The organism is Actinoplanes sp. NPDC048988 (genome assembly GCF_043197815.1).
In the GTDB taxonomy this organism is placed as follows: Bacteria; Actinomycetota; Actinomycetes; order Mycobacteriales; family Micromonosporaceae; genus Actinoplanes.
Genome location: NZ_JBICTW010000009.1, coordinates 1 through 24,040, shown reverse-complemented (window position 1 = coordinate 24,040; position 24,040 = coordinate 1). Strand labels below are relative to the sequence as shown.

General features: G+C 69.8%; 25 protein-coding genes. 15 read left to right on the top strand and 10 right to left on the bottom strand.

Annotation, left to right across the window (positions count from 1 at the left end; all coding sequences use genetic code 11):
- Positions 1–88 precede the first annotated feature (88 nt).
- Genes ACGFJ7_RS26255 through ACGFJ7_RS26245 form a run of 3 tightly spaced genes read left to right on the top strand, consistent with a single transcriptional unit; the run spans position 89 to position 2,755 of the window.
- Positions 89–1,516 (top strand): serine/threonine-protein kinase, encoded by a 1,428-nt coding sequence (locus ACGFJ7_RS26255; protein ID WP_392644301.1) that lies wholly within the window; start codon positions 89–91, stop codon positions 1,514–1,516.
- A 36-nt stretch (positions 1,517–1,552) separates the two neighbouring features.
- A complete protein-coding gene (locus tag ACGFJ7_RS26250) occupies positions 1,553–2,407 on the top strand; it encodes a MerR family transcriptional regulator (protein ID WP_360252197.1) in 855 nt (284 codons plus the stop codon).
- 36 nt (positions 2,408–2,443) lie between these two features.
- On the top strand, positions 2,444–2,755 hold the full coding sequence (locus ACGFJ7_RS26245) for a hypothetical protein (RefSeq protein WP_360252194.1): 312 nt from the start codon (positions 2,444–2,446) through the stop codon (positions 2,753–2,755).
- Here the strand turns inward: ACGFJ7_RS26245 and ACGFJ7_RS26240 are convergent.
- Positions 2,752–4,521 (bottom strand): 5'-nucleotidase C-terminal domain-containing protein, encoded by a 1,770-nt coding sequence (locus ACGFJ7_RS26240; protein ID WP_360252191.1) that lies wholly within the window; start codon positions 4,519–4,521, stop codon positions 2,752–2,754. The two genes, ACGFJ7_RS26245 and ACGFJ7_RS26240, sit on opposite strands and share 4 nt — an antisense overlap.
- Before the next feature lie 124 nt (positions 4,522–4,645).
- Between ACGFJ7_RS26240 and ACGFJ7_RS26235 the strand changes: the two genes are divergently transcribed.
- A complete protein-coding gene (locus ACGFJ7_RS26235) occupies positions 4,646–5,419 on the top strand; it encodes a hypothetical protein (RefSeq protein ID WP_360252188.1) in 774 nt (257 codons plus the stop codon).
- Here ACGFJ7_RS26235 and ACGFJ7_RS26230 read toward each other — a convergent pair.
- On the bottom strand, positions 5,416–6,573 hold the full coding sequence (locus ACGFJ7_RS26230; RefSeq protein ID WP_392644298.1) for a hypothetical protein: 1,158 nt from the start codon (positions 6,571–6,573) through the stop codon (positions 5,416–5,418). The genes ACGFJ7_RS26235 and ACGFJ7_RS26230 overlap by 4 nt on opposite strands.
- Before the next feature lie 232 nt (positions 6,574–6,805).
- A complete protein-coding gene (argS, locus tag ACGFJ7_RS26225) occupies positions 6,806–8,419 on the bottom strand; it encodes an arginine--tRNA ligase (RefSeq protein ID WP_392644297.1) in 1,614 nt (537 codons plus the stop codon).
- Positions 8,420–8,737: 318 nt separating this feature from the next.
- Here argS and ACGFJ7_RS26220 point away from each other — a divergent pair, with 318 nt between their 5' ends.
- The 3 genes from ACGFJ7_RS26220 to ACGFJ7_RS26210 all read left to right on the top strand — a co-directional run bounded on the left by ACGFJ7_RS26220 (position 8,738) and on the right by ACGFJ7_RS26210 (position 10,200).
- Positions 8,738–8,983 (top strand): DAK2 domain-containing protein, encoded by a 246-nt coding sequence (locus ACGFJ7_RS26220; RefSeq protein WP_392644551.1) that lies wholly within the window; start codon positions 8,738–8,740, stop codon positions 8,981–8,983.
- A gap of 212 nt (positions 8,984–9,195) precedes the next feature.
- Positions 9,196–9,648 (top strand): protein phosphatase, encoded by a 453-nt coding sequence (locus ACGFJ7_RS26215; protein WP_360252176.1) that lies wholly within the window; start codon positions 9,196–9,198, stop codon positions 9,646–9,648.
- Positions 9,649–9,708: 60 nt separating this feature from the next.
- The gene (locus ACGFJ7_RS26210; protein WP_360252173.1) at positions 9,709–10,200 is read left to right on the top strand and encodes an SRPBCC family protein; all 492 of its coding nucleotides are present in this window, start codon (positions 9,709–9,711) and stop codon (positions 10,198–10,200) included.
- On the opposite strand, the gene ACGFJ7_RS26205 is transcribed toward ACGFJ7_RS26210, so the two are convergent.
- From ACGFJ7_RS26205 to ACGFJ7_RS26185, 5 genes are read right to left on the bottom strand one after another with little or no spacing between them, the layout of a single operon-like run.
- On the bottom strand, positions 10,189–10,995 hold the full coding sequence (locus ACGFJ7_RS26205; protein WP_360252170.1) for a class I SAM-dependent methyltransferase: 807 nt from the start codon (positions 10,993–10,995) through the stop codon (positions 10,189–10,191). The genes ACGFJ7_RS26210 and ACGFJ7_RS26205 overlap by 12 nt on opposite strands.
- Before the next feature lie 10 nt (positions 10,996–11,005).
- Positions 11,006–13,609, bottom strand: coding sequence for an ATP-binding protein (locus tag ACGFJ7_RS26200; RefSeq protein WP_392644295.1), 2,604 nt, complete (start codon positions 13,607–13,609; stop codon positions 11,006–11,008).
- Positions 13,610–13,649: 40 nt separating this feature from the next.
- Positions 13,650–14,204 (bottom strand): flavoprotein, encoded by a 555-nt coding sequence (locus ACGFJ7_RS26195; RefSeq protein WP_360252164.1) that lies wholly within the window; start codon positions 14,202–14,204, stop codon positions 13,650–13,652.
- A 3-nt stretch (positions 14,205–14,207) separates the two neighbouring features.
- Entirely contained in the window at positions 14,208–14,555 is a 348-nt protein-coding gene (locus ACGFJ7_RS26190; RefSeq protein ID WP_360252161.1) for a hypothetical protein, read from the bottom strand.
- Positions 14,552–15,739 (bottom strand): ABC transporter-binding protein, encoded by a 1,188-nt coding sequence (locus ACGFJ7_RS26185; RefSeq protein WP_360252158.1) that lies wholly within the window; start codon positions 15,737–15,739, stop codon positions 14,552–14,554. The genes ACGFJ7_RS26190 and ACGFJ7_RS26185 overlap by 4 nt, the downstream gene beginning before the upstream one ends.
- Before the next feature lie 142 nt (positions 15,740–15,881).
- Here ACGFJ7_RS26185 and ACGFJ7_RS26180 point away from each other — a divergent pair, with 142 nt between their 5' ends.
- Both ACGFJ7_RS26180 and ACGFJ7_RS26175 read left to right on the top strand, forming a co-directional pair.
- On the top strand, positions 15,882–16,427 hold the full coding sequence (locus ACGFJ7_RS26180) for a hypothetical protein (RefSeq protein ID WP_360252155.1): 546 nt from the start codon (positions 15,882–15,884) through the stop codon (positions 16,425–16,427).
- Positions 16,394–17,029 carry a nucleoside hydrolase gene (locus tag ACGFJ7_RS26175; RefSeq protein WP_392644549.1) on the top strand — a complete coding sequence of 212 codons (636 nt, stop codon included), beginning with the start codon at positions 16,394–16,396 and terminating at the stop codon, positions 17,027–17,029. The genes ACGFJ7_RS26180 and ACGFJ7_RS26175 overlap by 34 nt, the downstream gene beginning before the upstream one ends.
- Here ACGFJ7_RS26175 and ACGFJ7_RS26170 read toward each other — a convergent pair.
- Positions 17,017–17,424: a VOC family protein gene (locus tag ACGFJ7_RS26170; RefSeq protein WP_360252149.1), complete on the bottom strand. Its 408-nt coding sequence runs from the start codon at positions 17,422–17,424 to the stop codon at positions 17,017–17,019. The two genes, ACGFJ7_RS26175 and ACGFJ7_RS26170, sit on opposite strands and share 13 nt — an antisense overlap.
- 48 nt (positions 17,425–17,472) lie before the next feature.
- Positions 17,473–18,408 (bottom strand): GlxA family transcriptional regulator, encoded by a 936-nt coding sequence (locus tag ACGFJ7_RS26165; protein ID WP_392644293.1) that lies wholly within the window; start codon positions 18,406–18,408, stop codon positions 17,473–17,475.
- A gap of 71 nt (positions 18,409–18,479) precedes the next feature.
- Between ACGFJ7_RS26165 and ACGFJ7_RS26160 the strand changes: the two genes are divergently transcribed.
- The 6 genes from ACGFJ7_RS26160 to ACGFJ7_RS26135 all read left to right on the top strand — a co-directional run bounded on the left by ACGFJ7_RS26160 (position 18,480) and on the right by ACGFJ7_RS26135 (position 23,948).
- Entirely contained in the window at positions 18,480–19,109 is a 630-nt protein-coding gene (locus tag ACGFJ7_RS26160; RefSeq protein WP_360252143.1) for an HD domain-containing protein, read from the top strand.
- Between the two features lies 1 nt (position 19,110).
- Positions 19,111–19,953: an NADP-dependent oxidoreductase gene (locus ACGFJ7_RS26155; protein ID WP_392644291.1), complete on the top strand. Its 843-nt coding sequence runs from the start codon at positions 19,111–19,113 to the stop codon at positions 19,951–19,953.
- 84 nt (positions 19,954–20,037) lie between these two features.
- Positions 20,038–23,118 (top strand): NACHT domain-containing protein, encoded by a 3,081-nt coding sequence (locus ACGFJ7_RS26150; protein WP_392644289.1) that lies wholly within the window; start codon positions 20,038–20,040, stop codon positions 23,116–23,118.
- Positions 23,119–23,238: 120 nt separating this feature from the next.
- Positions 23,239–23,361 (top strand): hypothetical protein, encoded by a 123-nt coding sequence (locus ACGFJ7_RS26145; protein ID WP_392644287.1) that lies wholly within the window; start codon positions 23,239–23,241, stop codon positions 23,359–23,361.
- A 31-nt stretch (positions 23,362–23,392) separates the two neighbouring features.
- On the top strand, positions 23,393–23,743 hold the full coding sequence (locus ACGFJ7_RS26140) for a hypothetical protein (protein WP_392644285.1): 351 nt from the start codon (positions 23,393–23,395) through the stop codon (positions 23,741–23,743).
- The gene (locus ACGFJ7_RS26135) at positions 23,730–23,948 is read left to right on the top strand and encodes a hypothetical protein (RefSeq protein ID WP_392644283.1); all 219 of its coding nucleotides are present in this window, start codon (positions 23,730–23,732) and stop codon (positions 23,946–23,948) included. Before ACGFJ7_RS26140 ends, ACGFJ7_RS26135 begins: the two co-directional genes overlap by 14 nt.
- The last annotated feature ends 92 nt before the right edge of the window (positions 23,949–24,040 follow it).

Here is a 24,040-nt window from a genome sequence, read left to right as displayed (position 1 = left end):
TCGGCCGGGCTCGCTAAAGTTGAGCGCTGCTCGGCTCTCACGTTTCTCACCGCTGTGGCTCCGCCACCTGATTAGATAAGGTCCCTTGGTGCTCACTGCGGGACACCTCCTGGGCAACCGATACCGGTTGGACGAGCGCATCGCCACGGGCGGCATGGGTGACGTCTGGCGCGGCACCGACGTCGTGCTGGGCCGCACCATCGCTGTCAAGGTGCTGCGCTCCGCGATGCTGTCCGACCCCGAGTTCGCTGCCCGGTTCTACGGCGAGGCCCGGATGATGGCGGCCTTCCGCCACCCCGGCGTCGTGGAGGTCTACGACTACGCCGGCGCCGACGAGGACGGCGGTGAGGACTCGGTCGCCTACCTGGTCATGGCGTACGTGGAGGGCGAACCGCTCTCGACCCGGGTCAAGCAGGGCCCGATGCCGGTGACCGAGGTCATGTCGATCGTGGCCCAGGCGGCCGAGGCGCTGCACGCGGCCCACCTCAACGGCACGGTGCACCGCGACGTCAAGCCGGGCAACCTGATCGTCAAGCCGAACGGCACGGTCGTGCTGGTCGACTTCGGCGTCGCCCGGTCGAACGCCGTGACGAGCGTCACGGCCGTGAACGCGATCGTCGGCACCGCGCTCTACATGGCGCCCGAACAGGTCGCCAAGGGCAACGTCTCCCCCGCCACCGACATCTACGCGCTCGGCGCGGTCGCCTACCACTGCATCTCGGGCCACCCGCCGTTCGACGGTGACAACGCCCTCCAGGTGGCGCTGCGCCACCTCGAGGACGAGCCCGAGCCGCTGCCGGCCGACGTGCCGGACGATGTCGTCCACCTGATCTCCCGGGCGATGGCCAAGCAGCCGGCCGACCGGTTCGAGACGGCCGCCGAGTTCGCCGAGGCGGCGTTCGCGGCCGCCGGCCCACTCGACTGGAAACGGCTCACCGGCACGATGAAGGTCGCCCCGCTGAGCCCGGCCGCGCCCACCCGGGCCGTCCCGCTCCCGCGCGACCTGCCGCCCACGCCCATGCCCGCGGCCGCCACCACCGCGGCCCGGCGCCCGCCCCGCAGCCAGACCGCGCTGCTGGTCGCCGTGGTCACGCTCCTGGTCCTGGCGGGCGGCCTCGGCCTCGCCATCGCGCTCAGCGGCGGCGGCAACGACGACGCCAAGAAGAACGACAACGGGACCAACAACGCGCCGGCCCCGGTCACCTCCCTCGAGCCGACCGCCGAGCCGACGGAGACGACGCCCAGCGCCGAGCAGACGTCCCGGCAGACCAACCGCGGCGGCAGCGGCCAATCGCGCTCGGCCAGCCCGACCCCGTCCCAGGCCGAGACGTCGACGGCGCCGACCACCAAGCCGACCACGACGCCGCCGACCACGCGGCCCACCACCACGCCGCCGGCCACGACGCCGGCGACCACCCCGCCGACGACGCCGGCCACCACCCCGCCGACGACGCCGGTGACCACCCCGCCGACCGAGCAGGACCCCGGCGGGACCGGCGCCGGCACCAACCCTTGACCCTCACACGGTGTCAGGCCTCAGGCTGAGCCGACCATGTTCAGTATCGGAGAGTTCGCCGCCCTGGGCCGGGTGTCGGTGCGCATGCTGCGCCACTACGACGCCATCGGCCTGCTCCGTCCCGCCCACGTCGACCCGCACAGCGGCTACCGCTTCTACACCGCGGCCCAGCTGCGCCTGCTCAACCGGGTGACCGCCCTGAAAGACCTGGGCTTCAGCCTGCAGGAAGTGCAGACGCTGATCGACGAGAAGGTGGACACGGCCGAGCTGCGCGGCATGCTGCGCCTGCGCCGGGCCGAACTGGCCACGCGCATGCGGCAGGACACCGCCCGCCTGGCCCAGGTCGACGCGCGCCTCCGCATGATCGAAAGTGAGGGGCACATGGACACCGGAGACGTCGTCCTCAAGACGATCCCGGCGATGCGGGTGGCGCAGCTGTCCGCCACGGCCGAGGGCTACGACCACCCGACGTCGATCACCGAAAATCTCAGTCCGCTCTACCCACGCCTCATGGAGCTGATGGAAAGGCACGGCGTGGCCATGACGGGCGCGCCGCTCGCCTGGTACGAACCGGCGCCCACCGAGCCCGGCGAGGAGACCATCCGGGTGCACGCGGCCTTCCCGATCGGCGCGGCCGAGGTGGGGCCGGAGGCGGGCTTCGACGTGGTGACGCTGCCACCGATCGAACGGGCGGCGACGGCGCTGCACCACGGCCCGATGTCCGAGGCGTTCCGGACCGGGCAGAAGATCGCCAACTGGATCGACGACAACGGTCACCGCACGATCGAGCCCGGCTTCGCCCGGGAGGTGTACCTCGACTGCCCGCCGGGCGAGTTCGACAAGTGGGTGACCGAGATGCAGGTTCCCGTGAGAATTGCTCCCGAAAACTAACCTCAAGAAGCGAAGGTCGCCGCCGATGGGTCGCGCATGACCTACCCGACGGCACCGCCCTGGGCCCTTCCGCCGTCCCGCCCGGAGCCGGCCCACAGTGAGCCCTGGGCCCCTCCGGGCCGGCTGCTCGTCGCGTACCCGGAGGAAATGGACCCGACCGCCCGGCCCGCACCGCCCTCCTGGCTGCCGGTGATCTTCTGGACCCTGGTCGGCGTCCTGCCCGGGATGGTCTCAGCGGCGCGCCGGGCCCGGGAGGCCCGGCGCGGGCGCAACGAGGGCTACCCCTACTGGATCGTGTTCGGCGCGACCGTCCTGACGACGGCCGCGCTGACCGTCGCGCTCCTTTAGAAAACGGGGACGCCCTCGCGCACCAGCTGCCAGTTCTTGACGAAGAAGTCGGCCGGGTCGATCGAGCCCTTGGCCTGCGCCCAGTCGATCAGCAACTGGCGGATCTCCTGCTGCGCGTTGTAGACCTGCGTCTTCACGATGCCGGGGAAGTTGCCGCCGCCCGAACGCCGGTAGTTGTTCACCGCCACCACGAAACGCGCGGCCGGGTCGACGTCGGCCCCGGCGATCTGGAGCCGGGTGATCCGCGAGCCCACCGGCTTGCTGATGTCGATGTCGTAGTCGACGCCGGAGAACACGTCGTAGTTGTAGTCCGGGATCGACGGGTCACTGATCGCGGCCGGGTCGACCGGCGCGCCCGGGGCCAGCGTGACGAAGAACTTCGCCGAATACTCCAGGTACGCCTTCACCTCGGCGCCGGTCAGCACGACGGCCTCGAGCGTGTTGTCGTAGATGTAGAGCCCGGCGACGTCCTTGATCTTGACCTCGCCCTTCGGGAACACCGCGGTGCGGCTGAACGGCGCGGCGATCGACAACACCGGCAGGCTCGCGTACTCGGTGCCGGCCAGGGCGGCGGTCACCGTGTCGGTCTGCACCTTGTTGATGTAGTCGAGGATCGGGGTGTCCTGGTAGCGCGACGTCGCCGCCGAAAGCTCCTCGGTCGAGGTGGCCACGACCTGGTTGACGTACGCCACGGTCTTGGCGTGTTGTGCCTTGACCGCGGCCAGAACCCGGGGGTCGGCCTCGACCGTGTTGGTGTTCAGCGTGGCCGCCGCCTTGGTCGTGATCCGCCAGCGGCCCTTCTCGCGCACCAGGTCGAAGTCCATCTTCGTGAGGCGCTGACCCCACTTCGACGGCTCCGACATGAGCACCTGCTGCCCGGTCCTCGTGTTGGTCACGAAGCGTTGCGCGATCTCCTGATGCGCGTGTCCGAACAGGATGGCGTCGATGCCGGGCACGTTCTGCGCGATCAGCGCGGCTGGGTTCTCGTTCGGCAGCTCCGGCCCGTAGCTCGACAGGCCGCTGTCGCCGCCGTGCGCCGAGATCAGCACGATGTCGGCGCCGCGGGCCCGCATGACCGGCACCCACTTGGCGGCGGTGCCGACCATGTCGAGGAAGTTCAGCTTGCCCTCGACGTTGCCCTTGTCCCAGATGGCCACGCCCGGGTTGGTCAGCCCGAGGATGCCCACCCGCAGGGTCGGCGCGTGCCGGCCCAGAGAGACCTTCTTGATGATGTACGGCGTGAAAGCCGGCCGTCCGGTCCTGGCGCTGACCGCGTTGGCGGCCAGGGCCGGGAACCCGAGCTGGCGGATCCACAGGTTCAGCAGCGGAAGACCGTAGTTGAACTCGTGGTTGCCGAGCGTGATGGCGTCATAGTGGAGCACGTTCATGGCCCGGGCCATCGGGTGCTTCTCACCGGTAGTGGTGATCGGCTCCTGCTTGGCGTAGTACGTGGCCAGCGGCGTGCCCTGAATGGTGTCGCCGGCGTCGAGGACGAGGGTGGCGCCCTTGGCCTCCTTGCGCAGCTTGTTCACCAGGGCGGCGAGCTTGGCGACACCGACGTCGTTGTGCGCGCTGTCGTCGTACTCGGCGTCCTTGTAGTAGTCCCAGTTGTAGACGTTGCCGTGAGTGTCCGACGTGCCCAGCACGGTGAGGTGGTACGTCTCGGGACCGTTCTTGGGATGCGCCTGCGCCGCGTCGGACACAACAAGCGGTGCCGCCACCGTCGCCGCCGAGGCAGCCAGCACGGTACGCCGTGAGATGGTCATGTCGGGCCTTTCGATGCTCGGACCTTACAGACGCACACTAATCGATCGTTAACCACAGGCATCGCTTCACGTGGATCGGCCCACCGGCGCCTCTCTGCTTGTCACACGTGATTCCATATAGAAGGTGACCAACGGAAGAATCGGCGGCCTGCTCGGCGTGGCCGGCATCTGGGCGGGTCTCGTGCTCGCGCTCGTCGGGCCCGGCAGCTTTTCGACAGCGGGCCGGGCAGTGCTCGACCACGCCGGTTATGCCGTACTCGGTTGCGCGGCCGTCGTTCTGCTCTACAACCTGGCCCCCAAAGGCACTCTGACCGGGCCATTGCTGCTCGGGGCAGTCGGGGTTGTCCTGATCGCGCTGACCGGCGATTGGCGGATCTCCCAGGACGGATGGTCTGTGGCCGGATTGGCGATCGCCCTCGCGGCCACCTCGGTAGTGCTGCGACGGCCGGCAGGGTCTGGTCCACCGGCGCCCACTCGCCGCACCTCGGGCCTGCTACTCAATCGTCACCTCATCTACGACCTCGATGCTGAGGCACCGGAGCGGTTGGATGTCACGGCTCTCCTCTGCCGAGTGGTGATCGACCTGCGTTCGGCCGGCACACCACGGACCGGGCCGCTCGAGGTGGTTGTCAGCTCGGCCGCCGGTCACGTCGATCTGGCATTCCCGAGCCATTGGCCAGTGGTGGCCGGCCGCACCGCGGCCAGCCGGAAGATTCGACTCGATGGCTTCTTGGACACCGCCGAGGACTTCGACGACCCGCGCAGCCATGAGCAGGCCCAGCGTTTGAGCGAGATCGAGGCGGAATGGCAGGCGCGGGCGCGAACCGCGGATCGGGGCATCGCCGTGGTGGTACACGTGGCGGGTATCGGTGGATCGGTGCGCGTGCGAGACCGTTAGCGCGCGGTGCCCGGTCCCTCGCCCGGTGCCGGGTGAGCGTACTTCCACGGACGCTGCCGTATCGCAGGCTCGCCTTCGAGAACGCTCGTGAGCGCCGCGTTCTCGGCAAGCTCCTCCCTCGCATCCCGCGGAAGCCGCCGATGCATGGCGGAGAGCATGTCGAAACGATGAAGGTCGAAGGCCGCCGCCAGAACGACGCCATGACGTTGTGCGGCGATCCGGGCGCCCCGGTAGCTGACACCAGCCACCAGCAGCAAGGCGACGGGAACAGCACTCCAGGCGTCGAAGCGGATCAGGAACGGTGACGAGAGCGCGGCCAGTACGCCGATGACGATCGCCAGGGTGGCACTCGCGTCGAGCACGTTCAGCTGGGTCTCGTTCTCCTGGGCCAGGCGTGGAGAGAGGTAGGGGTACAAGCGCGGAAAGGTGTGCACAGTACTGAGCCCGTAGCGTTCGCCTGCTCCGGTCTCGGCACGCCGCAGAACGTTGCCGAGCAGGGTCGGCATCACGTCCTCGGCCTGGTCCGGGTATTGCTGCGAGATCACCTCCATCGCGGCCTCCTGCCGGCGTCGGTGTCTGACACGTGCTCGCTGCTGCGCGGCTACGACGTCGAAGCGCGGGAGTCTCGGCTCCTCCTCGGGGATGGCCTGCAGCCGGACGAGGTTGAGCCCTCGGCGGCGCTGGTGTCGCTCGACAGCGAACTCATGAGCGATCCGCAGGATCGAACGATCCCGCCAGTACCCCTCAAGCCATTGGACCGCCGAGATCTGGAACGGCCGCAGGACGACAGTGACGAACAGGACCGACGACGCGAAGATCACCAGGGCGGTGACGGGCGACTCGCGAACAGTAGCCACAACCGACTCGACGCCGGGGCGCACCCCGCGAATCGGGCTGCTCCACGGGTAGATCCGCGATGAGAGAATCGCGAAAGCACCGGCGACCAGGACGGTGCTCGGCAGGACGTTCACCAGGTAGGCGCCTGGGCCGAGACCGTTGATGCTCTCTTTGCCGAGCCCGAAGTCGTTCAACGCGGCTTCCAGATGACAGGGACCGTCATGCCCAACCCGTGTTCGCGGCATCGCGGTGCGCGGCTCAGCGATCCCCTCGGGCGTTCGACCGGCCTGCTGCGACAGTACGGGAAGTGCGGACAAGCCAGATACTGCTTCTGACGTGGCTTGGTCGCCCGCCCCCGGGTGAAGCCGTGATCCGGCCAGCAGACACCGACAACCGCCGCGAGGACCACTACTACAGCGGCCGCACGGCGGTGACGCTCGGTACAGCTGTATGCCACGTACCCCCCTGTGCCGGCCGCCGTCAGTATCGATCGCGCCGGCGAGGATTCATAGACCGATGACGTTATTCGACACAACTGTCCGGGCCAGATCACATGACGTCCGGCACCTCGATGCCCAGGAGATCCAGTCCCAGGGTCAAGGTCTGGCCGGTCCGGTCGGAGAGGGTCAGGCGGCTTGCGCGTAGGGCGGCTTCGGACTTCAGGATGGGGCACTTCTCGTAGAAGGTGGTGAAGGCTACGGCCAGGTCGTGCAGGTAGGCGGCCAGCCGGTGCGGTTCCCGTTTCCGGGCCGCGGCGGTGACGGCCGGCTCGAAGGCGAGCAGGGTCAGGGCCAGCCGCCGCTCGGCCGGGTCGGTGAGCCGGACGGGGCCGGGGGCGGTGGTGGCCTTGGCCAGAAGCGACCGGATCCGGGTGACGGCGTACTGCAGGTAGGGGCCGGTGTTGCCGGTGGCGGCCAGCATGCGGTCCCAGTCGAAGACGTAGTCGCTGCGCCGGTCGCCGGCCAGGTCGGCGTATTTGACGGCGCCGACGCCGATGGCGGGGCTGGTGGCGCGGGTGGCCGCCTCGTCGAGCAGGTCGCTCAGTTTGATCGTGTCGCCGGAGCGGGTCTTGAGCATCCGGCCGTCGGGGCCGAGGATCGAGCCGAAGTCGATGTGTTCGGTCTCGGTGCCGGTCAGCCAGCCGGCCGCCCGCGCGACCGCGAAGACCATCCGGAAATGCTGCTTTTGCGGGGTGCCCACGACGTACAGCAATCGGGTCGCCTTGAGCTCTTGCGCCCGGAACCGGAGCGCGGCGAGATCGGTGGCCGCGTAGCCGAACCCGCCGTCGCTCTTGCGCACGATCAGCGGAAGTGGCTCGCCATCGCGTCCGGTCTCGCCGGGCGGGAAGGCACAGAGGGCGCCCTCGCTCTCGACCAGCAGGCCCTTGGCGGTGAGCTCGTCCACGACGTCGGCGAGCATCGGCTGGTAGAAGCTCTCCCCGACGAAATCGCCCGGCGCCAGCCCGATGCCGAGCCGGCCGTAGGAGTCCATGAAGGACGTCGTCGACTGCGCGACGAGACGCTGCCAGAGGGCCCGGGAGGTGGGGTCGCCGCTCTGCAGGGCGACGACCCGCAGCCGGGCCCGGGTCCGGAAGCCGTCGTCGCCGTCGAACCGGACCCGCGCCCGCCGGTAGAACTCGGTGAGGTCGCCCAGCGACGCCTGCCCATGATCGTTTCCCGCCAGGTATTCGATCAGCATGCCGAACTGGGTGCCCCAGTCGCCGAGATGGTTGACCCGGACGACGTCGTGGCCGGTCGCCTCGAGCATCCGGGCCAGCGCGTCCCCGATGATCGTCGACCGCAGGTGCCCGACGTGCAGTTCCTTGGCCACGTTGGGCCCGGAGTAGTCGATCACGATCCGCTCGGGGTTCGGATCCCGCGGAATGTGCGGCGGCTCGCCCGTCAGCACCTCGTCGTCGACCGTGAGGTTGAGGAAGCCCGGCCCCGACAGCTCCGCCTTCGCCAAACCGGACAGGTCAACTTCGTTCAGTACGGCAGTGGCGATGTCCCGTGGCGGTTTCCCGAGGTCCTTGGCCAGACCCAGGGCGGCGCCGGACTGGAAGTCGGCATGCTGCGACGCCCGCACCACCGGATCGACCGGCCGCCCGGCCACGGCTTCGAAGGCCGCGGCGAGCCGCTCGGCCAGGAGAGATTCCAGATTCATGATCAGACCCATCGACGTACGGCGATGACGGGTCGACCGGCCCCAGTAAGGCGCTCCGGCGGGCTCGACCCGCCGGGAGAAATGCAGAGATCAGCGGCGGTCGTCGGAACGCCGGCGTCGCTCACTGAAGGTCTGCATGGCCGCCACCTTAGCCGACGGCCACCGGAGACACGACTGGATAACCTGTCCCGATGTCGCTGCGATCAGCTGTCCTTCGTCCGGGCGACCTGGTGCAGCTCGTCGCGCCCTCCGGATGGATCCGGCCGGAACAGGCCCGGCGGGTGATGGAGACCCTCGCCACCGCCAGCCGGCCAACACCTGGTCGACGCCCTCCAGCCCGCCGCCGACGCCTTCGCCGAAAGCCTCGAGGCCGGCTACGACTGGCCGGCCGCCCTGGAGTCCGCGGTCGAGGCGGCCAAGGTCGGCGCCGCCGCCACCGCCGAGGTCCGCGCCCGGCTCGGCCGCTCCAGCTACCTCGGCGACCGCGTCCTCGGCCACCCCGACCCGGGCGCGGTGGCAGTGTGGCACTGGCTCACCGCCGTCGCCGCGACCCTGCGCCAGTAAACCGCGGCCCCGCGCACGTACACCGGGGTCGCCCCCACCACGACCGACCTGCTCGACCTCTGCTCGCCCAGCGCCCGTAACGCAGCCCACGCCCGTACCGCGGCCCTGCGTCCGCAAAACGCGGCGCCGCGCTCGTAACCGCGGCCCCGCGACCGTCAACCGCGGTACCGCGGCGTGCGCTCGTAAGGCTGTGTGGCGTCTACGCTTCGGGCGTGACTCAGCGACTGTGGCGGCCGGATGAGGCCGGTGTGTTGCGGCTGCCCAGTGGGCGGCTTGTGCGGGGGCGTGGGCTTCGGGACGCCATGCCGTCGGGGCATCCACCGACGTTCGGGGTTTACCTGCTCGGGGACGAGCCGCCCGAATTCGGGTGGGAGAGCCGGTGGATTCGGTGGCCGGATTTTCGGTTGCCGGCTGACCGGGCGTACGCGGAAACGGTCTTGACCGAAGCTCTTGACCGCAGCGACCGCGACCGGGTGGAGATCGCCTGCCGTGGTGGGCGCGGGCGCACCGGAACCGCTCTGGCCTGGATGGCCGTGCTCGACGGGGTGCCCGCGGCCGACGCTGTCGCCTATGTGCGGCAGGGCTATCACCCGCGGGCGGTCGAGACGCCGTGGCAGAAGAGGTTCGTCGCGCAACTGAGGCGCGGGGCAAACCCAGGGCGATGATCAGAAGCGGCCATTACGCTGAAGGCCGCACGCCGACGCCCTGGGGGTTCGATGATCGTCGTGGAGCGCACCTTGGCCGTGACCGCCGCCGCCGGTCCGGTGCTCGGATATCTGACCGACTTCGGCCACACCGCTGCCTGGGATCCGGCCGTGCAGCGCACCACCCGGCAGGACGCCGGGCCGATCCGGCCGGGGGCGACCTGGCTTCAGGTCTGCCGGATCCTCGGGCTCACCACCGAGATGGTCTACACACTGGTCGCGGCCGAGCCCGGCCACCTGCTCTTCCACGGGCGCAACGAGGGCGCCACCTGCACCGATTCGGTCACTGTACGGCCGTTGGCGGCCGGCGCCGAGGTGACCTACCGGGTGGAGCTGGAGATGCACGGCCTGGCCAAGCTGGCCACGCCGCTGATGCGGGTCGAGTTCGAGAAGTTCGGGACGGCCAGCGCCGTGGCGCTGACCGGTGCCCTGAACGCGCTGGCCGGCATGCGGACGGCCGAGGTGCAGTTTCCCCCGGCGCCGTCCACAGTGCTCGGCGAACTACCGACGTAGAGCCACGACTTGCAGGTACGTCGACGGGATCTTGCAGGTGCCGTCGGTGGCGGTGTTCGAGCGGCCGACCAGGGCGACCAGATCGTCGTACAGCGGCTTGCCGCCGTCCGGGCCGAGCGCCTCGAACGCCTTCAGCGTGGGTCCGTAGACCTGCCGGAAGTAGTCGGTGAAAGCCTCCGGCGAGGCGAACCGGAACACGAACGTCTCCACGGTGGCGGTCACCTCGGCCCGGTCGCCGAACAGTTCGCGCACCCGAGCCTCGCTGCCCCACTCGACCGGCCCGCGGATGCCGGGTGGCGGCGGAACCCGCCGGCCGACGGTGCGGAACATCTCGCCGATGAAGCCGTCCGGCGTCCAGTTCGCCATCGCGATCGTCCCGCCCGGCCGGCACACCCGGGTCAGTTCGGCCGCCACTTTCTCCTGGTCGGGGGCGAACATGGCGCCGACCACGGAGAACACGGCGTCGAAACGCCCGTCCGGGTACGGCAGGTTCTCCGCGTCCGCCACCTCGGTGGTGATCGGCAGATGCTCGGCCGCGGCCCGTTCCCGGGCCCGGTCGAGCAGGGCGCCGACATAGTCGGTGGCCAGCACGTCGGCCCCGCACCGCGCGGCGGCGATCGACGCGTTCCCGGTTCCGGCGGCCACGTCGAGCACGCGCGCCCCGGCCGACAGGTCGGCCGCCTGCACGAGCTGTTCCGCCATGGGATGGATGAGGGCCGCCACGGCACCGTAGTCGCCGCTGGCCCAGGTCTTCTGCTGCTTGGCTTTGAGGCCTTCGAGTACGAGTTCTGTCATGCCTTCGACGCTAGGGTTTTCGCTGGTCGGGCACATGGGGAGAGTTCCCTATGTTGAGTTCCCGGGCGACCACCGCGGCCCGGCCCCGGGAACTGACGCCGAGCTTGGCCAGGATCGCGGAGACGTGGTGGTCGACGGTTTTGGCGGAGACGGTCAGGCGGGCGGCGATGTCGGCGTTGCTCAGGCCCTCGGCCAGCAGGACCAGGACCTCGTGCTGGCGAGCGGTCAGGCCCGTGCCGGACGGGCGCCGGGGGCCGCGCGGTACGGGCCGGCCGCGCTCGCGCAGGTCGGCGCGCAGCACGCGGGACCGGGCGGTCGCGCCGAGCCGGTCGAAGATCCGCACGGCTTCGGTCACGGCGGCCTCGTCACCGTGGGCCAGGGCCTCGGCTCGGGCGTACGGGCAATCGCGCTCCTGCCAGAACGCCGCCGCGCCGCGCCAGTCGCCGTCGATGAGCAGGCGGAAGGGGGTGGCCGCGCCGGGGGTTCGTTCCCCGCCGCAGCGCCACAGCCAGAAGGCCAGTTCGCCGACGAACCATTTCTGGCCGAACCGTTCGGCGACGGCCAGCCCCTTCTTGGCCTCGATCGCCGCCCGTTCGACATCACCGGCCAGCCAGTGCGCCTCGGCCAGGGCGATCGCGGCCGGGCACAGGAACTGGGCCTCCCCCGTCGGGTAGCCGTGATCGGCGGCCGCCTGGGCCGCCTCAAGCGCGTCCGGCGAACCGCGCCGCGCCTTCAGCACCGCCTGCACGACCATGGCCGGCACCACCGCGCCGCCGGGCTGGGGCGGACCGTCCAGGGCCTGCTCGGCGTCGCGGGACGCGGCGTCCCAGTCACCGCGGGCCAGGTGCAGCCGGGCCCGGTGACCGAGCAGGTGGCGCACGTAGCCGTCCAGGTCGCGGGCGACCAGGAACGGGATGATCCGCTCCAGCGTCTCCCCGGCAACCGTCAGCTCGTAGCCGTCGACGGCGAAGCTGGCCAGGTTGACCAGCGCCCGCCCGGCGTGGTCGTCGAGGCCCGCCGCCAGCGCCAGCTCGTGCGCGCGCCGCAGCTCGCCGATGCCCTCGACGTCGCCGGCCAGCGTTTTCGCCGAGCCGATGTTGACCAGCGCGTGCACCTCGGTGTCCAGGTCGCCGAGGCGGCGGGCCAGTTCGGTGGCGCGCACGCCCCAGCCGATCGCCCGCTCCACCTCGTGGCGCAGCATGAACAATTGCGAGAGATTGCTGTACGCCGCGGCCAGCTCCCGCCCGGCCGCCTGCGCCTCGAGAACTTCGACCGCCCGGAACCCGGCGTCGCGCGCCTCCCCGGGCCGCCCGAGCCACCAGCTGAGCCGCGAGATCCAGCGCAGGTTCTCCCCGACCCGCACCTCATCGCCGAGAGCGGTCCGCAGCGCCAGCGCTTCCCGCCGCGCCTCAAGCGCCTCCGGCGTGAGCCCACCGTGATAGGCCGCCACGGAGTAGTCCTCCAGCAGCGCCGCCCGCTCCCGAGCCGTCTCCGGCCCGAGAGTCGGTGCGGGCGACGGCAGCAGGGGCAGGGCCTGCAGGTAGTGGGCGGCCGCCTGGCGGTAGGCGCCGAGTGACGCCGCTCGGCGGGCCGCGATCGGGGCCCAGTGCAGCACCGCGGCCGTGTCGCCGGCGTGGTGGGCGTGGTGGACCATGCGGGCCGGTTCGACGCCGGCGCGGCCCGCGTGGCCGGCCAGGATCTCGGCGTGCAGGGCGGACCGGCGTACCGGGGACAGCGACTCCTCGACCGCCCGCCGCAAGAGTTCGTGGCGGAAGGCGACACCGTTGCCGCGGGCCGTGAGGACGCCGCGGTCGAGGCATTCCTCCACCGCGTCGAGCCGGTCGACCACGACGCCGGACTGCGACGGCACCACCGACACCAGATGGGCCACCTCGCGCGCCTCCGGCGACAGGGCGGCGACCCGGGACAGGACCAGGTCCCGTACGGTCGCCGGCACGTCCCGGGCGGGCGCGGCCAGCACCTCGGTCACCAGCAACGGGTTGCCGCCCGTCACGTCGTACACCTCCGAGGCCGGCCGTCCCGCCCGCCGGGCCAGTTCCCCCACCGCGGCCGGGGTCAGCGGCGGCAGGGTGACCCGCCGGACCAGGCCCGGCGGAAGCCCGGCCAGCACGGCCCGCAACCGGTGGTCGGTGCCGATCTCCTCTTCCCGGTATGTGATGAGCAGCAGCGCCCGGCACAGCGCGAGCCGCCGGCCGAGGAACACGACCATGTCGAGTGTCGCCTCGTCGGCCCAGTGCAGGTCTTCCAGGACGACGACGGGCCGGGCGGCCTGCGGCGGCCGGTCGAGCGCTTCCAGCAGCAGGTCGAACACCTCGGCCCGGGCGCCCGCGGCGATCCGCTCGCGCAGGGTGCCGCCGAGGCGGCGGGCGATGTCGTGCAGGGGGCCGAGCGCGCGCGGGGTGAGCAGCGGGTCGCACGCACCCCACAGGGTCTGCGCGCGCGGGCCGGCCGCCTCGGCGAACGCGGCGGCCAGGGTGGATTTGCCGGCCCCGGCCTCGCCGCTGACCACGGCGACGCGCCCACCGGCGGCGGACTCCGCGAGCAGGCGGTCCAGCGCGGCGAGCTCGCTCGAGCGCTCGAGCAGGTCCGTCACGGTCTCAGGCTAGGCCCGGCCCGGGGCCGCGGCCTAGCGCTTATATGACAGGTGAGGCGTGCCGGTCGACGGTGTTCAGGCCGAAGACGTCCTCGACCAGGTCGAGCGCCTTGATCCAGGGGAAGTCGGCGGTGTTGCCGGGCACCCAGCCGTCGACCGGGCCGAACAGCACGCGGACGCCCTCGGCGCGCAGTTCGTCGAGGGAGCGGCGGAAGGGGCGGCGGGCGGCCAGCGCCTCGTTGACCGCGGGCACCACCACTGTCGGCACGCCGCGGCCGATCACGTCGGCCACCGAGCTCAGCGCGTACGTGTCGGCGATGCCCAGGGCCAGTTTGTTGATGGTGTTGAAGGTCGCGGGAGCGACGATCAGCGCGTCGGCCGGCGGCGAGATCCGGGTGCCGTCCGGCGCGAACTTGTACGTGGTGCGCACGGGTTTGCCGCTGACCCGGGCGACCTGGGCCGAGTCGATGAACTCGAGCGCGTTCTGTGTCGCCGTGACGTCGACGGACCAGCCGCGCTCCATCGCCGTCTTGATCAGGCCGAGCACACCGGCGGCCGCCGATCCGCCGCAAACCACCACCCGTAAGTCACCCATACCTTACGATTCTGTCGGATGATCGCGATCTTCGGGCTTTTTATCGGCTATCGAAGTATCGCCGTTCGAAGGATCCGATTTCGAGCCGTACGAGCGGTACGCCAGCCAGAGCGCGAAGATCGCGGCCACCGCGGCGGCCACACTGGACAGTTGGTCGGCCAGGCTCGTGCCGAGCGCCGCCACGAAGACGACAGCGGTGAGCACCACCAGCAGCACCAGCAACGCCGTACGCCACCAGCCCGGAACCTTGAAACCGGGCACCTTCTCGCGCACCAGGTGGACGCCCGTCTCGATCAGGACGATGGCCGCGGTCACCACGATGCAGATCTGCCACGCCTCGATGCCGCTCATCGCAGCGTCCCCTGAATGTCGGTGATGAACTGCTGGGTGAGCTGTTCACCGTCGTACAGGAACCGATGGATGTGCCCGGCGAAGGTCTCGGCGAACGCCGCGTAGTTGTGGTGCATCGGGCGCGGCCGGGACGACTCGACCCCGTTCCGGATGACCTTCAGGTGCGGCATCGTCTCGGTCACGACCGGGTCGATGTACGCGTCGAGGCCGGTGGGCGCGAAGCCGTACTTGGCCAGCAGCAGCTGGGCGTGCGCGTCGGTGAGGAAGTGGATCGCCTCGACGGCCTCGTCGCGGTGGTCGCTGTCGGCCGAGACGGCCAGGCTCTGCCCGCCGATGATGCCGATCGGCAGGCGCCCGAGGCGGATCTCGCCGGTGCTGGGCTTGGTCCGCTCGGCCCGGTCGATCGCCGGGAAGTAGACCGGCCAGTTACGCATGTAGCGCAGGCCGTTGCGCTGGAAGGTGCGGTTGGTGTCGTCCTCGCCGGCTTCCACGCCGACCCGGCGGCCCCGGATCGCCGCGGCCAGCGGGCCGAGCGCCGACCGCCACTGCCCGAGGCTGAAGGAGAGCTGTCCGGTCTCGTCGAGGATCGCCTCGTCCTGCGCCAGCGCCTGCTCGAGCACGTTCACCACGAAGGCCTCGTCGGTCTGCGAGCCGACCGTGTCGAGCTGGCCGACGAAATCGCGCGAGCTGCCCGCCATGATCTGGGCCAGGGACGGGTCGGGCCCGGCCTCGGCCTTGTCGGCGACGCGCCGGTAGAGCACGCCGACGTCGGTGTTGAACGGCACGGCCCAGAAGTCGCCGGTGTCCTCGCGCGCGCTGAGCCGCTGCACCGGGGCCAGCAGCGAGATGTCGTTGCGCGGGGTGATCGGCACGATCCGCTGTTCGCGAGCGAACTTGGGGATGTGGATGACGTCGAGGTTGAAGATGTCGGCGTTGCTGGAGATGAATTTCTCGTACTGGTCCCGGGTCGAGCTGTTGATCTCGACCGGATCGATTTTGATGTACGGGTTGAGGTCGTTCCACATCTGCACCAGCAGCCGCCGGCCGCCGGTGCTGTCGACGCCGGTGACCAGCGTCAGCTTGACCTCCTCACGGCGGGTCAGCAGGTAGCTGGCCGAGGCCGACACCATGCCGGCGGTGAGCACCCCGGCCAGAAACGACCGTCGCGAGTAGATCTCTGTCATGCGCGCCTCCGTTCGCGCTTACCGACGGTACTCGATGGATGTCAATGCCGTGATCCGGGTCACTCCCTGTGGCTCAGCTGTAACACCAGCCTCGTCTGCCGACCAGCACCCGCGGGCCCGGCTTCCCGCCTAGGCTGGGGGCATGCACGCGGTCGTCGACGTGGGCAGCCAACTGGACCCGGACATCAGCTGGCCGGAAGGCGCAGCCCTGTCCATGTTCGCCGGCGAGCCCGTCCAGCTGATGCTCTTCCTGAGCCACCCGCACGAGTTGGAGGTGCAGGCGGTCTCGACACCGCCGACCCAGTTCGCGTGGGTCGACGGCGAACAGGCAGGCCTGCTGCTCTACCGGCTGGGTCCCCTGCTGACCTGGTCGTTCACGGCGTACAGCCCGCATCTGTTCGACCCGGGCGACGGCCTGCCCGGCGTCGACGCCGACCCGCTCGTGCAGATCGTCCTGGTCGACTGCGACACCAACATCGTCAAGGCGCTGCACACGGTGCGCTGGCCGGACGACTTCGCGGCCGCCGTCCGCTCCTCGGTCGTGAAGATGCGCGAGACCCCGTTCCACCAGATCGCGTACGACCACGCCCTGGCCGCCCTGCACCGCAAGTACCCCACGCCGGAGGACCTGATCGTCGACCGCGCCGAGGCGAGCTGCACCGCCACCCCGGTAACCGCCGACGAGTAGCCGAACGGCCCCTGGCCGGCGACCTGGTCGTGGCCGACGACATTCACGGCGCTACCGGACTCGACGGACCCGACCTGGAGGGGCCCACCGCCGAGGCCGAGCCGGTGCACGCGGTCGAACTGACCCGGCGGCTGATCGCCGGGTCGGCCGAGCCGGTCACCCTGATCGCCACCGGGCCGCTCACCGACATCGTGCTGCGCTCGGGCGTCCCGGCCACAATGATCGGCCTCAACGTCACCCATCAGGCGCTGGCCACCGACGAGATCATCGCCGAGTTCCGCGGCCTCGGCACCCGGGTCGGCACGGCCTGCGCGGAGCTGATGACGTTCTTCGCGAGCACCTACCGCGACGTCTTCGGCTTCGCCCATCCGCCGGTGCACGACCCGATCGCCGTCGCGGCCGTCGCCGACCCGGCGATCCTGCGCACGGTCGCCGTGCCCGTCGCCGTCGAGCTGACCGGGACGTACACCCGCGGGGCGACAGTGGTCGACCTTCATCACCGCAGCGGCCGTACGCCCCAAGCCGTCGTCGCCGTGGGTCTTGACGTTCCCGCCTTCTGGCGGATGCTGATGGCGGCCGTGGCGCGCGCTCAGCCCTGCTGAAGAACGCGGACGGCGTTGCCGGACGGATCACGCAGGCCCATGTCGGTGCCGTAGAAGTGCTGGGCCGGCTCCTGGGTGAAGTCGGTGAAGCCACTGGCCTTCAGGGATTCGTACAACCCGTGAATGTCGTCGGTGTTGAGGACCAGCCCGTTGAGCGCACCCTTGGCGATCAGCTCACGGAGTTGCCGGGCCGTCGCCTCGTCGTGCAGCGGCGCGCCCGGCTGCTCCAGCGAGATCTCGGTGCCGGCGTCGCCCGGCACGCGGACGGTCAGCCAGCGGTAGTCGCCCTGCTGGACGTCGTTGCCCTTCTCGAGCCCGAGCAGGCCGACGTAGAACTCCAGCGCCTCGTCCTTGTCGAGGACGAACAGGGTGGTGACGTTCAGCTTCGTAATCATGTCCCCACGTTAGAGAAACCGGCCCCGCCGCGGCTTCTCCAAACGTGCTCACTTCGCCGTCGTCCGGAAGCGGCGCTGGTAGGCGGCCGGACTGATGGACATCTTCCGGGCGAAGACCCGCCGCAGGCTTTCGTAGCTGGGAAAGCCGGCCCGGGCCGCCGCCCGTGTCGCCGTGAGGCCCTGGTCGAGCAGCGCCCGGGCCAGGTCGAACCTGATGTTCTCCACGTACCGGGCCGGTGTCGTCGACAGCTCGTCTCGGAAGAGCCGGGTGAGCTGCCGGGTACTGACGTTGAGGTGTTTGGCCAGCGCGTCGAGCGAATGGTCGCCGCGCGGGTCGGCGGTGACCCGATCGGTGATCGTGCGCAGGGCCGGCGAGCGCGGCGCCGGCCCTTGCAGCGGCGCCGAGAACTGCGACTGGCCGCCGGCCCGCTGCATGTAGACGACCAGGGCGCGGGCCACCCCACGGGCCACGGCGGGCCCGTGGTCCTCCTCGAGGAGGGCAAGAGCCAGGTCGATGCCGGCGGTCACCCCGGCCGACGTGTAGGTGGCGCCGTCGCGGACGTAGATCGCGTCGGGCTCGACCCGGCAGCCCGGGCAGCGGGCGGCGAGCTCGTGCGTCACCTTCCAGTGGGTGGTCGCGCGTTTGCCGTCGAGGAGCCCGGCCGCGGCCAGAATGAACGCCCCGGTGCAGATCGAGGCCACCCTCTTCGCGTCGTGCCCGCGGGCCGCCTCGGCCAGGGCGGCCGGTACCGGAGTCCGCGGATACAAATCAGAACCGGACACCAGGAACGTATCGGCTGACCCCGGTACGCCGTCGACCGCCACCCGGAACCCCAGGTTCGACATCACGTCGGCGCCGTCCGGCGACACCAGCGTGATCCGGTAGTCGGCGCCGAACCGGTTCGCCTCCTTGAACACCTCGGCCGGACCGGCGACGTCCAATAACGTCACGCCGTCGTAGACCAGGATCGCGACCCGATGCACGTCTTCATTTAAGTGGTTCCCGGCCGGACGAGGGCGGCGCCACCCCGGGCCCGGCGAGCAGCATGGGTGTCATGCCAGAAGTCATCGCGGGACTGGTAGTCCCCCCGACGGCGACGGTCGCCGAGGCGACCGAACTGATCGGGAAGACGACCAGCCCACTCATCTACCACCACTCGCGCCGGGTCTTCCTCTTCGGCCTGATCCACTCCGCCCGGCTCGGCCTCGATCCGGACCCGGAGCTGCTCTACCTGTCGGCCCTGTTCCACGACGCCGGCCTGCTCTCCGGCAGCGACCAGCGTTTCGAGCTGGACGGCGCCGACCAGGCCCGCGCCTTCCTGCTGGAGCGCGGCTTCCCGGCGCCGGCGGCCGAGACGGTGTGGACGGCGATCGCCCTGCACACCACCCCCGGCATCCCCGTCCGGATGGGGCCGGAGATTGCCGCGACCGCGCTGGGCGTCCTCACCGATGTGATCGGTTTCGGATACGACGGCCTAGACCCTTCCCAGGTGTACGGCATTCTGGACGCCCACCCACGCGGCGACTTCAAGAACGGGTTTCTTCAGGCGTACGTGGAAGGGCTCCGCGATCGCCCCGAGACCGCCAACGGCACTGTCAACGCCGACGTCCTCGAACACTTCATCCCCGGTTTCCGGCGCACGACGACCGTCGAGCGCGTCCTCGACTCACCTTGGGAGAGCTGACATGCGAGCAATCACCGTGCGGGACCGCGAGTCGGGCTTCGCCCTGAGCGAGATGCCGTACCCGCACGCCGCCGAGAACGACGTCATCGTCCGCGTCCACGCCGCCGGCTTCACCCCCGGCGAACTCGACTGGCCGGCGACCTGGACCGACCGGGCCGGCCGCGACCGGACACCGAGCATCCCCGGCCACGACGTGTCCGGCGTGGTGGCCGAGCTCGGCCCCGGAACGACCGGCCTGACCGTGGGCCAGCGCGTGTTCGGGCCGACCGACTGGGCCCGCAACGGAACCCTGGCCGAGTACGTGGCGGTCGAGGCCCGCAACCTGGCCCCGCTTCCCGCCGACATCGACCACACGGTGGCGGCGGCGCTGCCCATCTCGGGCCTGACCGCCTGGCAGGGCCTGTTCGACCACGGCCGCCTCCGATGCGGCCAGACCGTCCTCATCCACGGCGCCGCCGGCAGCGTCGGCTCGCTCGCCGTCCAACTGGCCCGCGAGGCGGGCGCCCACGTGATCGCCACCGGCCGCCCGGCCCACCGCGAGGTCGCTCTCGGCCTGGGCGCCCACACCTTCCTGGAAACCGCCGACCTGGAGGAGGCGGGCCCGGTGGACGTGGTCTTCGACGTCCTCGGCGGCGACATTCTCGCCAGATCGGCCACGGTGGTACGCCCGGGCGGCACCCTGGTCACCATCGCCCAGCCGTACCCGGGCGCCGTCTTCTTCATCGTCGAACCGGACCGCCTCCGCCTCATCGACCTGGCCGAACGGGTCCGTACCGGCCGGCTCCGACCCCGTACCAGCAAGAACATCTACCACGTGCCCCGGGACCTGACCCCATCCGAGTGAATCCCGAGCCACTCAGTGGCTCGACCCACTCGCCGCTGTGTCGCCGCCCGGCTATCGGTTGGTGAATCTTGATAATGTATTTCGATGCTTGACCCGATCAGTGCCGGGATCATCTCCAGTTATCTCGCGAACGTCTTCTCCGATTCCGTCCTGGAGGTTTACCGGGAATGGCGTGATCGCACGCAGGAGCCGGCACCTTCCTTGAGCGCCGAGGCGCTCGACGAATCGCTGAACCGTGCGCTTCTGTCCCGCTTTCTCGACTCCGAAGCGCCCGCCACTGACCGGGACGCCCTCATTCGCTTCTTCACCAGCAGAGACCTCGGTAACCTGACTACCGACGCGGTGGCGTTCCACATCGTCCGGGAGGGGCAGGCGATCCTCTCGACCCTCAACGAGGAATGCCGTCAACTATTGATCTCGTACGGCGTCACCCGCGCGTCGTCCACGGTGGCTTCGACAAAGATCGTCCGCTTGATCGACGAAGTGGCGATCGAGTGTGTCGAGGCGATCAAACCCGATCCGGCCGGTAAACAAAAGGATCAGAACAACGAGGCCCAACATCAACGTGAGGCCGCCCTTCGGCGAATCCGGGAACGACAGACGACCCGTATCGCCGAACAGCTCGCGACGCTGAACACGCTTAACGACGAAGAGCACGTGGATCTGCAGACGATCGAGCGGAAGGTCTCGCAGATCCGGGAGGCGGTGGACCAGGTTCACGGCCACCTGACCCCGCCCGGTGTCCTCGAAGTGACGCGAGTACCGATCGACGACCTCTACGTGGTGCCTCGCATCACCCTCGACCGGCCTACCCAGGAGCCGACGAAACCGTACGGCCTGGACAGAAGAGAGTCCGACCTCCCCGCGTCGACGGACATCGCGGAGTTACTCGAAAGCGCCGCGCGCCTAGTAGTCGTGGGAAACCCCGGGGCGGGGAAGACGACGCTCTCCCACTACATCGCACAGCGCGTCTCGAACGACCTCCTGCCTGGTGCGACAGAGAGACGATCGAAGGACAATCCAGTCCTGTCCTTCCCCATCGTCCTGCGAGAACTGCGCGAGCCGATCTTCTCGCCCACCGGAGTGGACATCATCGGCGCGGCCAAGATGGTTTTGGCCAACAGGTACCAAGTGTCGCTCTCGCGCGCCGAGGTCGGCTTTCTTTGTTCCAGCGGGCGCGTTCTCCTCATCCTGGACGGCCTGGACGAGATCACTCACCGTCAGGACCGTGAGGCCGTGTCGCGCTCGGTCGACGCGTTCGCCCGCCTGCATCCGCGATGCCGCATTCTGGTCACCAGCCGTGTCGTCGGATACCGGCAGGCACCGCTGAGCTCGGAACTGTTTCAGGTGGCCACGATCGGCCCCTTCTCCGCCGAGCAGGTCGGCTCGTACGCGCGCAAATGGTTCGATCTTCATCTGCACAAGGACCTGACGTCGTCCGAGCGCCGCACGCTCACGGCCAGCTTCCTCGCCGAAAGCAGCAACATCGAGGACCTGCGCGAGAACCCCCTGCTACTGGCTCTCATCTGCAATCTCTACCGCCATCAGCGATTCATCCCCAGGAACCGGCCCGAGATCTATGTGAGCTGCTCGCGGCTCCTGTTCGACACCTGGGATCGACGGCGGCGGCTGCGGCCCGTGTTCGAGTTCGACGCGCACGTCGACGGGATGGTCCAGCACATCGCCGCGTGGGTGTTCTCCAGAGCCGGGGCGCAGGGCGGCGTGCAGGAGGAAACGCTGATCAGCGTGGCCACCGAGTACCTGAGCGGGTGGCAGTACAGGAACCAGCGAGAGGCGCGGACCGCAGCCGGCCTGTTTCTGGAATTCTGCCGCGATCGTGCCTGGATTCTGACGGAGATCGGGCAGTCGCCGCGAGGCGATCGCCTCTACGGTTTCACGCATCGAACCTTCCTCGAGTATTTCGCCGCGGAGCACTACAAGGAGACTCTGACCGCTGATCAGCTGATCGAGCTGATGGTCGACAAGTCGAAAACGTCCTACTGGAACATCGTGTGCCAGCTGATCGTTCAGTTGTCCTCGAAGAAGGAACGCGGCCTCGAGAATCGGCTGATCGACGCGATCGTCGACCACTTGGACGAACTGGAACCACAGGAACGCGACATCGCCTTCACCGTCTGCGCGGGAAGCCTGGAGTCCATCCCGCTGCGCCCCGAGACAGTGGAACGGGTGGCCAGGGCGTCGATCAAGTACTACCGGGAGTCGCTCCTGGCCGCACCCAACGCCGTCGGGCACAGCTCCGGCCCGCCGAAAGGACGCGAGGTCTATTGGCTGGAAAGTTCCCGGGTGTCGGCCGAGAACCTCCGGGCGGCCTCCGAGGCGGTAGCGGGCGAACTCGAAAATCTGCTCGAGGGCAACCGGAAACGATCGAAAACGCTGCCGTCGCGGTATCCCGTCGTGGTGAAAACCCTCGCCCACCTTTTCGACTTCGAGTTCGGGCAGAGCGTCCGCCAGACCGGCTTTCGAGCACGATTCTCCGACCAGTTCTCCAGGGCGGCCGCGGAGATCCTGCGGATTTCCACCGAGCCCTGGGTGGAATCGGTGGCGCTTTCCAGCGGACTGATGATCGATACGGACCCCGGCGAGTCCTTGCTCGTCCGTACCCTCAGGTCCCAGGCCGGCCCACGGCGGATCGAGCCGATGATGCTCCCCTGGGGCTGCCGGAGCGCACCCAGCTTGGCCGAGATCGTTGTGTGGTGGGGAATCAACGCCACCGCCGACGACCAACCGTTCATCGACGAGGTGCTGCTCCCGCGGGCGCTCGCGGCGAGGGCCGCGCTGCGCGAGCCGCCGGCCGAGTTCACTCCGCACTCGACGTGGCTGGCCGGCGCGCTCGGCGGAACAGGACCCATCACGACCGATACTGTCGGTCTGTCCCCGATGTTCCGCGACTGCGCCACCCACCTAGCGCTGATGCTGGTCAGGAGCTACGTGAGCGCCGACCCGGAGACCGCACACAACCGTGTGGCGGAGATGGGCGTCAAGCAGTGGGGAAACCTGAGGCTGGTGTCCACGGCCATCGAGTGCCGATACGACCTGGGCGGCCCTGGCCTTTCCGACGCCGACCGCGACGCCCTCTGCGATCTGGGCTTCCGCGGCTGGCTCGACGGCTCAACTGAGCCGGCCCCGCACAGGACCACACGCTGAACCGCCGCCGGTCCGAGCCCAGCGACCGAATGCGCCTGTCGTCTGCGCGATAGGTCCGTCGACCGGAGGCCGCCGATCCGTCACGCTGGCCAGAGCCCTGACTCGGCGAAGGAGGCGCCCATGTCCGCCCACGACAACGAACTGCTGACCGCTGCCGAGGCCGCCGACCTCGACGCCGTGAAGGCCGCGCTGGGGGCCGGCGCGGACGTCGACGCGCGGGACGCCGCGGTCGTACCGCCCTGATGTTGGCCTCGATGCGCGGCGCCGTCCCATCATGGAGGTGCTGCTGGGAGCGGGCGCCCCCGCCGACCGGCAAGGCGCCTTGGGCGATACCGCGTTGATCCTCGCCGCGAGCAGCCGGGGCGGAGAGTCGATCGACCTGCTGCTCGGCCACGGAGCGGACCCGAACCTGGGAGACCGCAACCGGAAACGCCCGCTGATGTGGATGGTCGACACCCAGCTCCACCGGGGATTCGACACCTCCGCGAACATCGCACCGCTGGTCCGGGCCGGCGCCCGCGTCGACGCCGACCGTGCAGCGCTCATGTGGGCCGTACGGGGCGTCGGCACGTCGTTCGACGCCCGCCGCCCTGGTGGAGAACGGCGCCGACGTGGGCGCCACTGACTCCAACGGCGAGACCGACATGTTCAACCTGGTCCGCTACATCGACGACGCCCTGGACCGGGGCGCTCAATGCGCCCAGGTGCTGCTGCACGCCGGCGCGAACCCCAACGCCCACAACAACAAGGAGCAGACACCACTGGCCCCGGTCGACCCCAGGAACCACCTGGTGCTCAAGCTCCTCCGCACGCTGGGCTTCGCCCTCTAGGCCGTGTCCTGCCGATCAGTTGATCAGTTCTGGTTGATGTGTCGGGTGTTGGGCGTGGTGAGCTGACGGACAAGGCGTGGGCGGTGATCGAG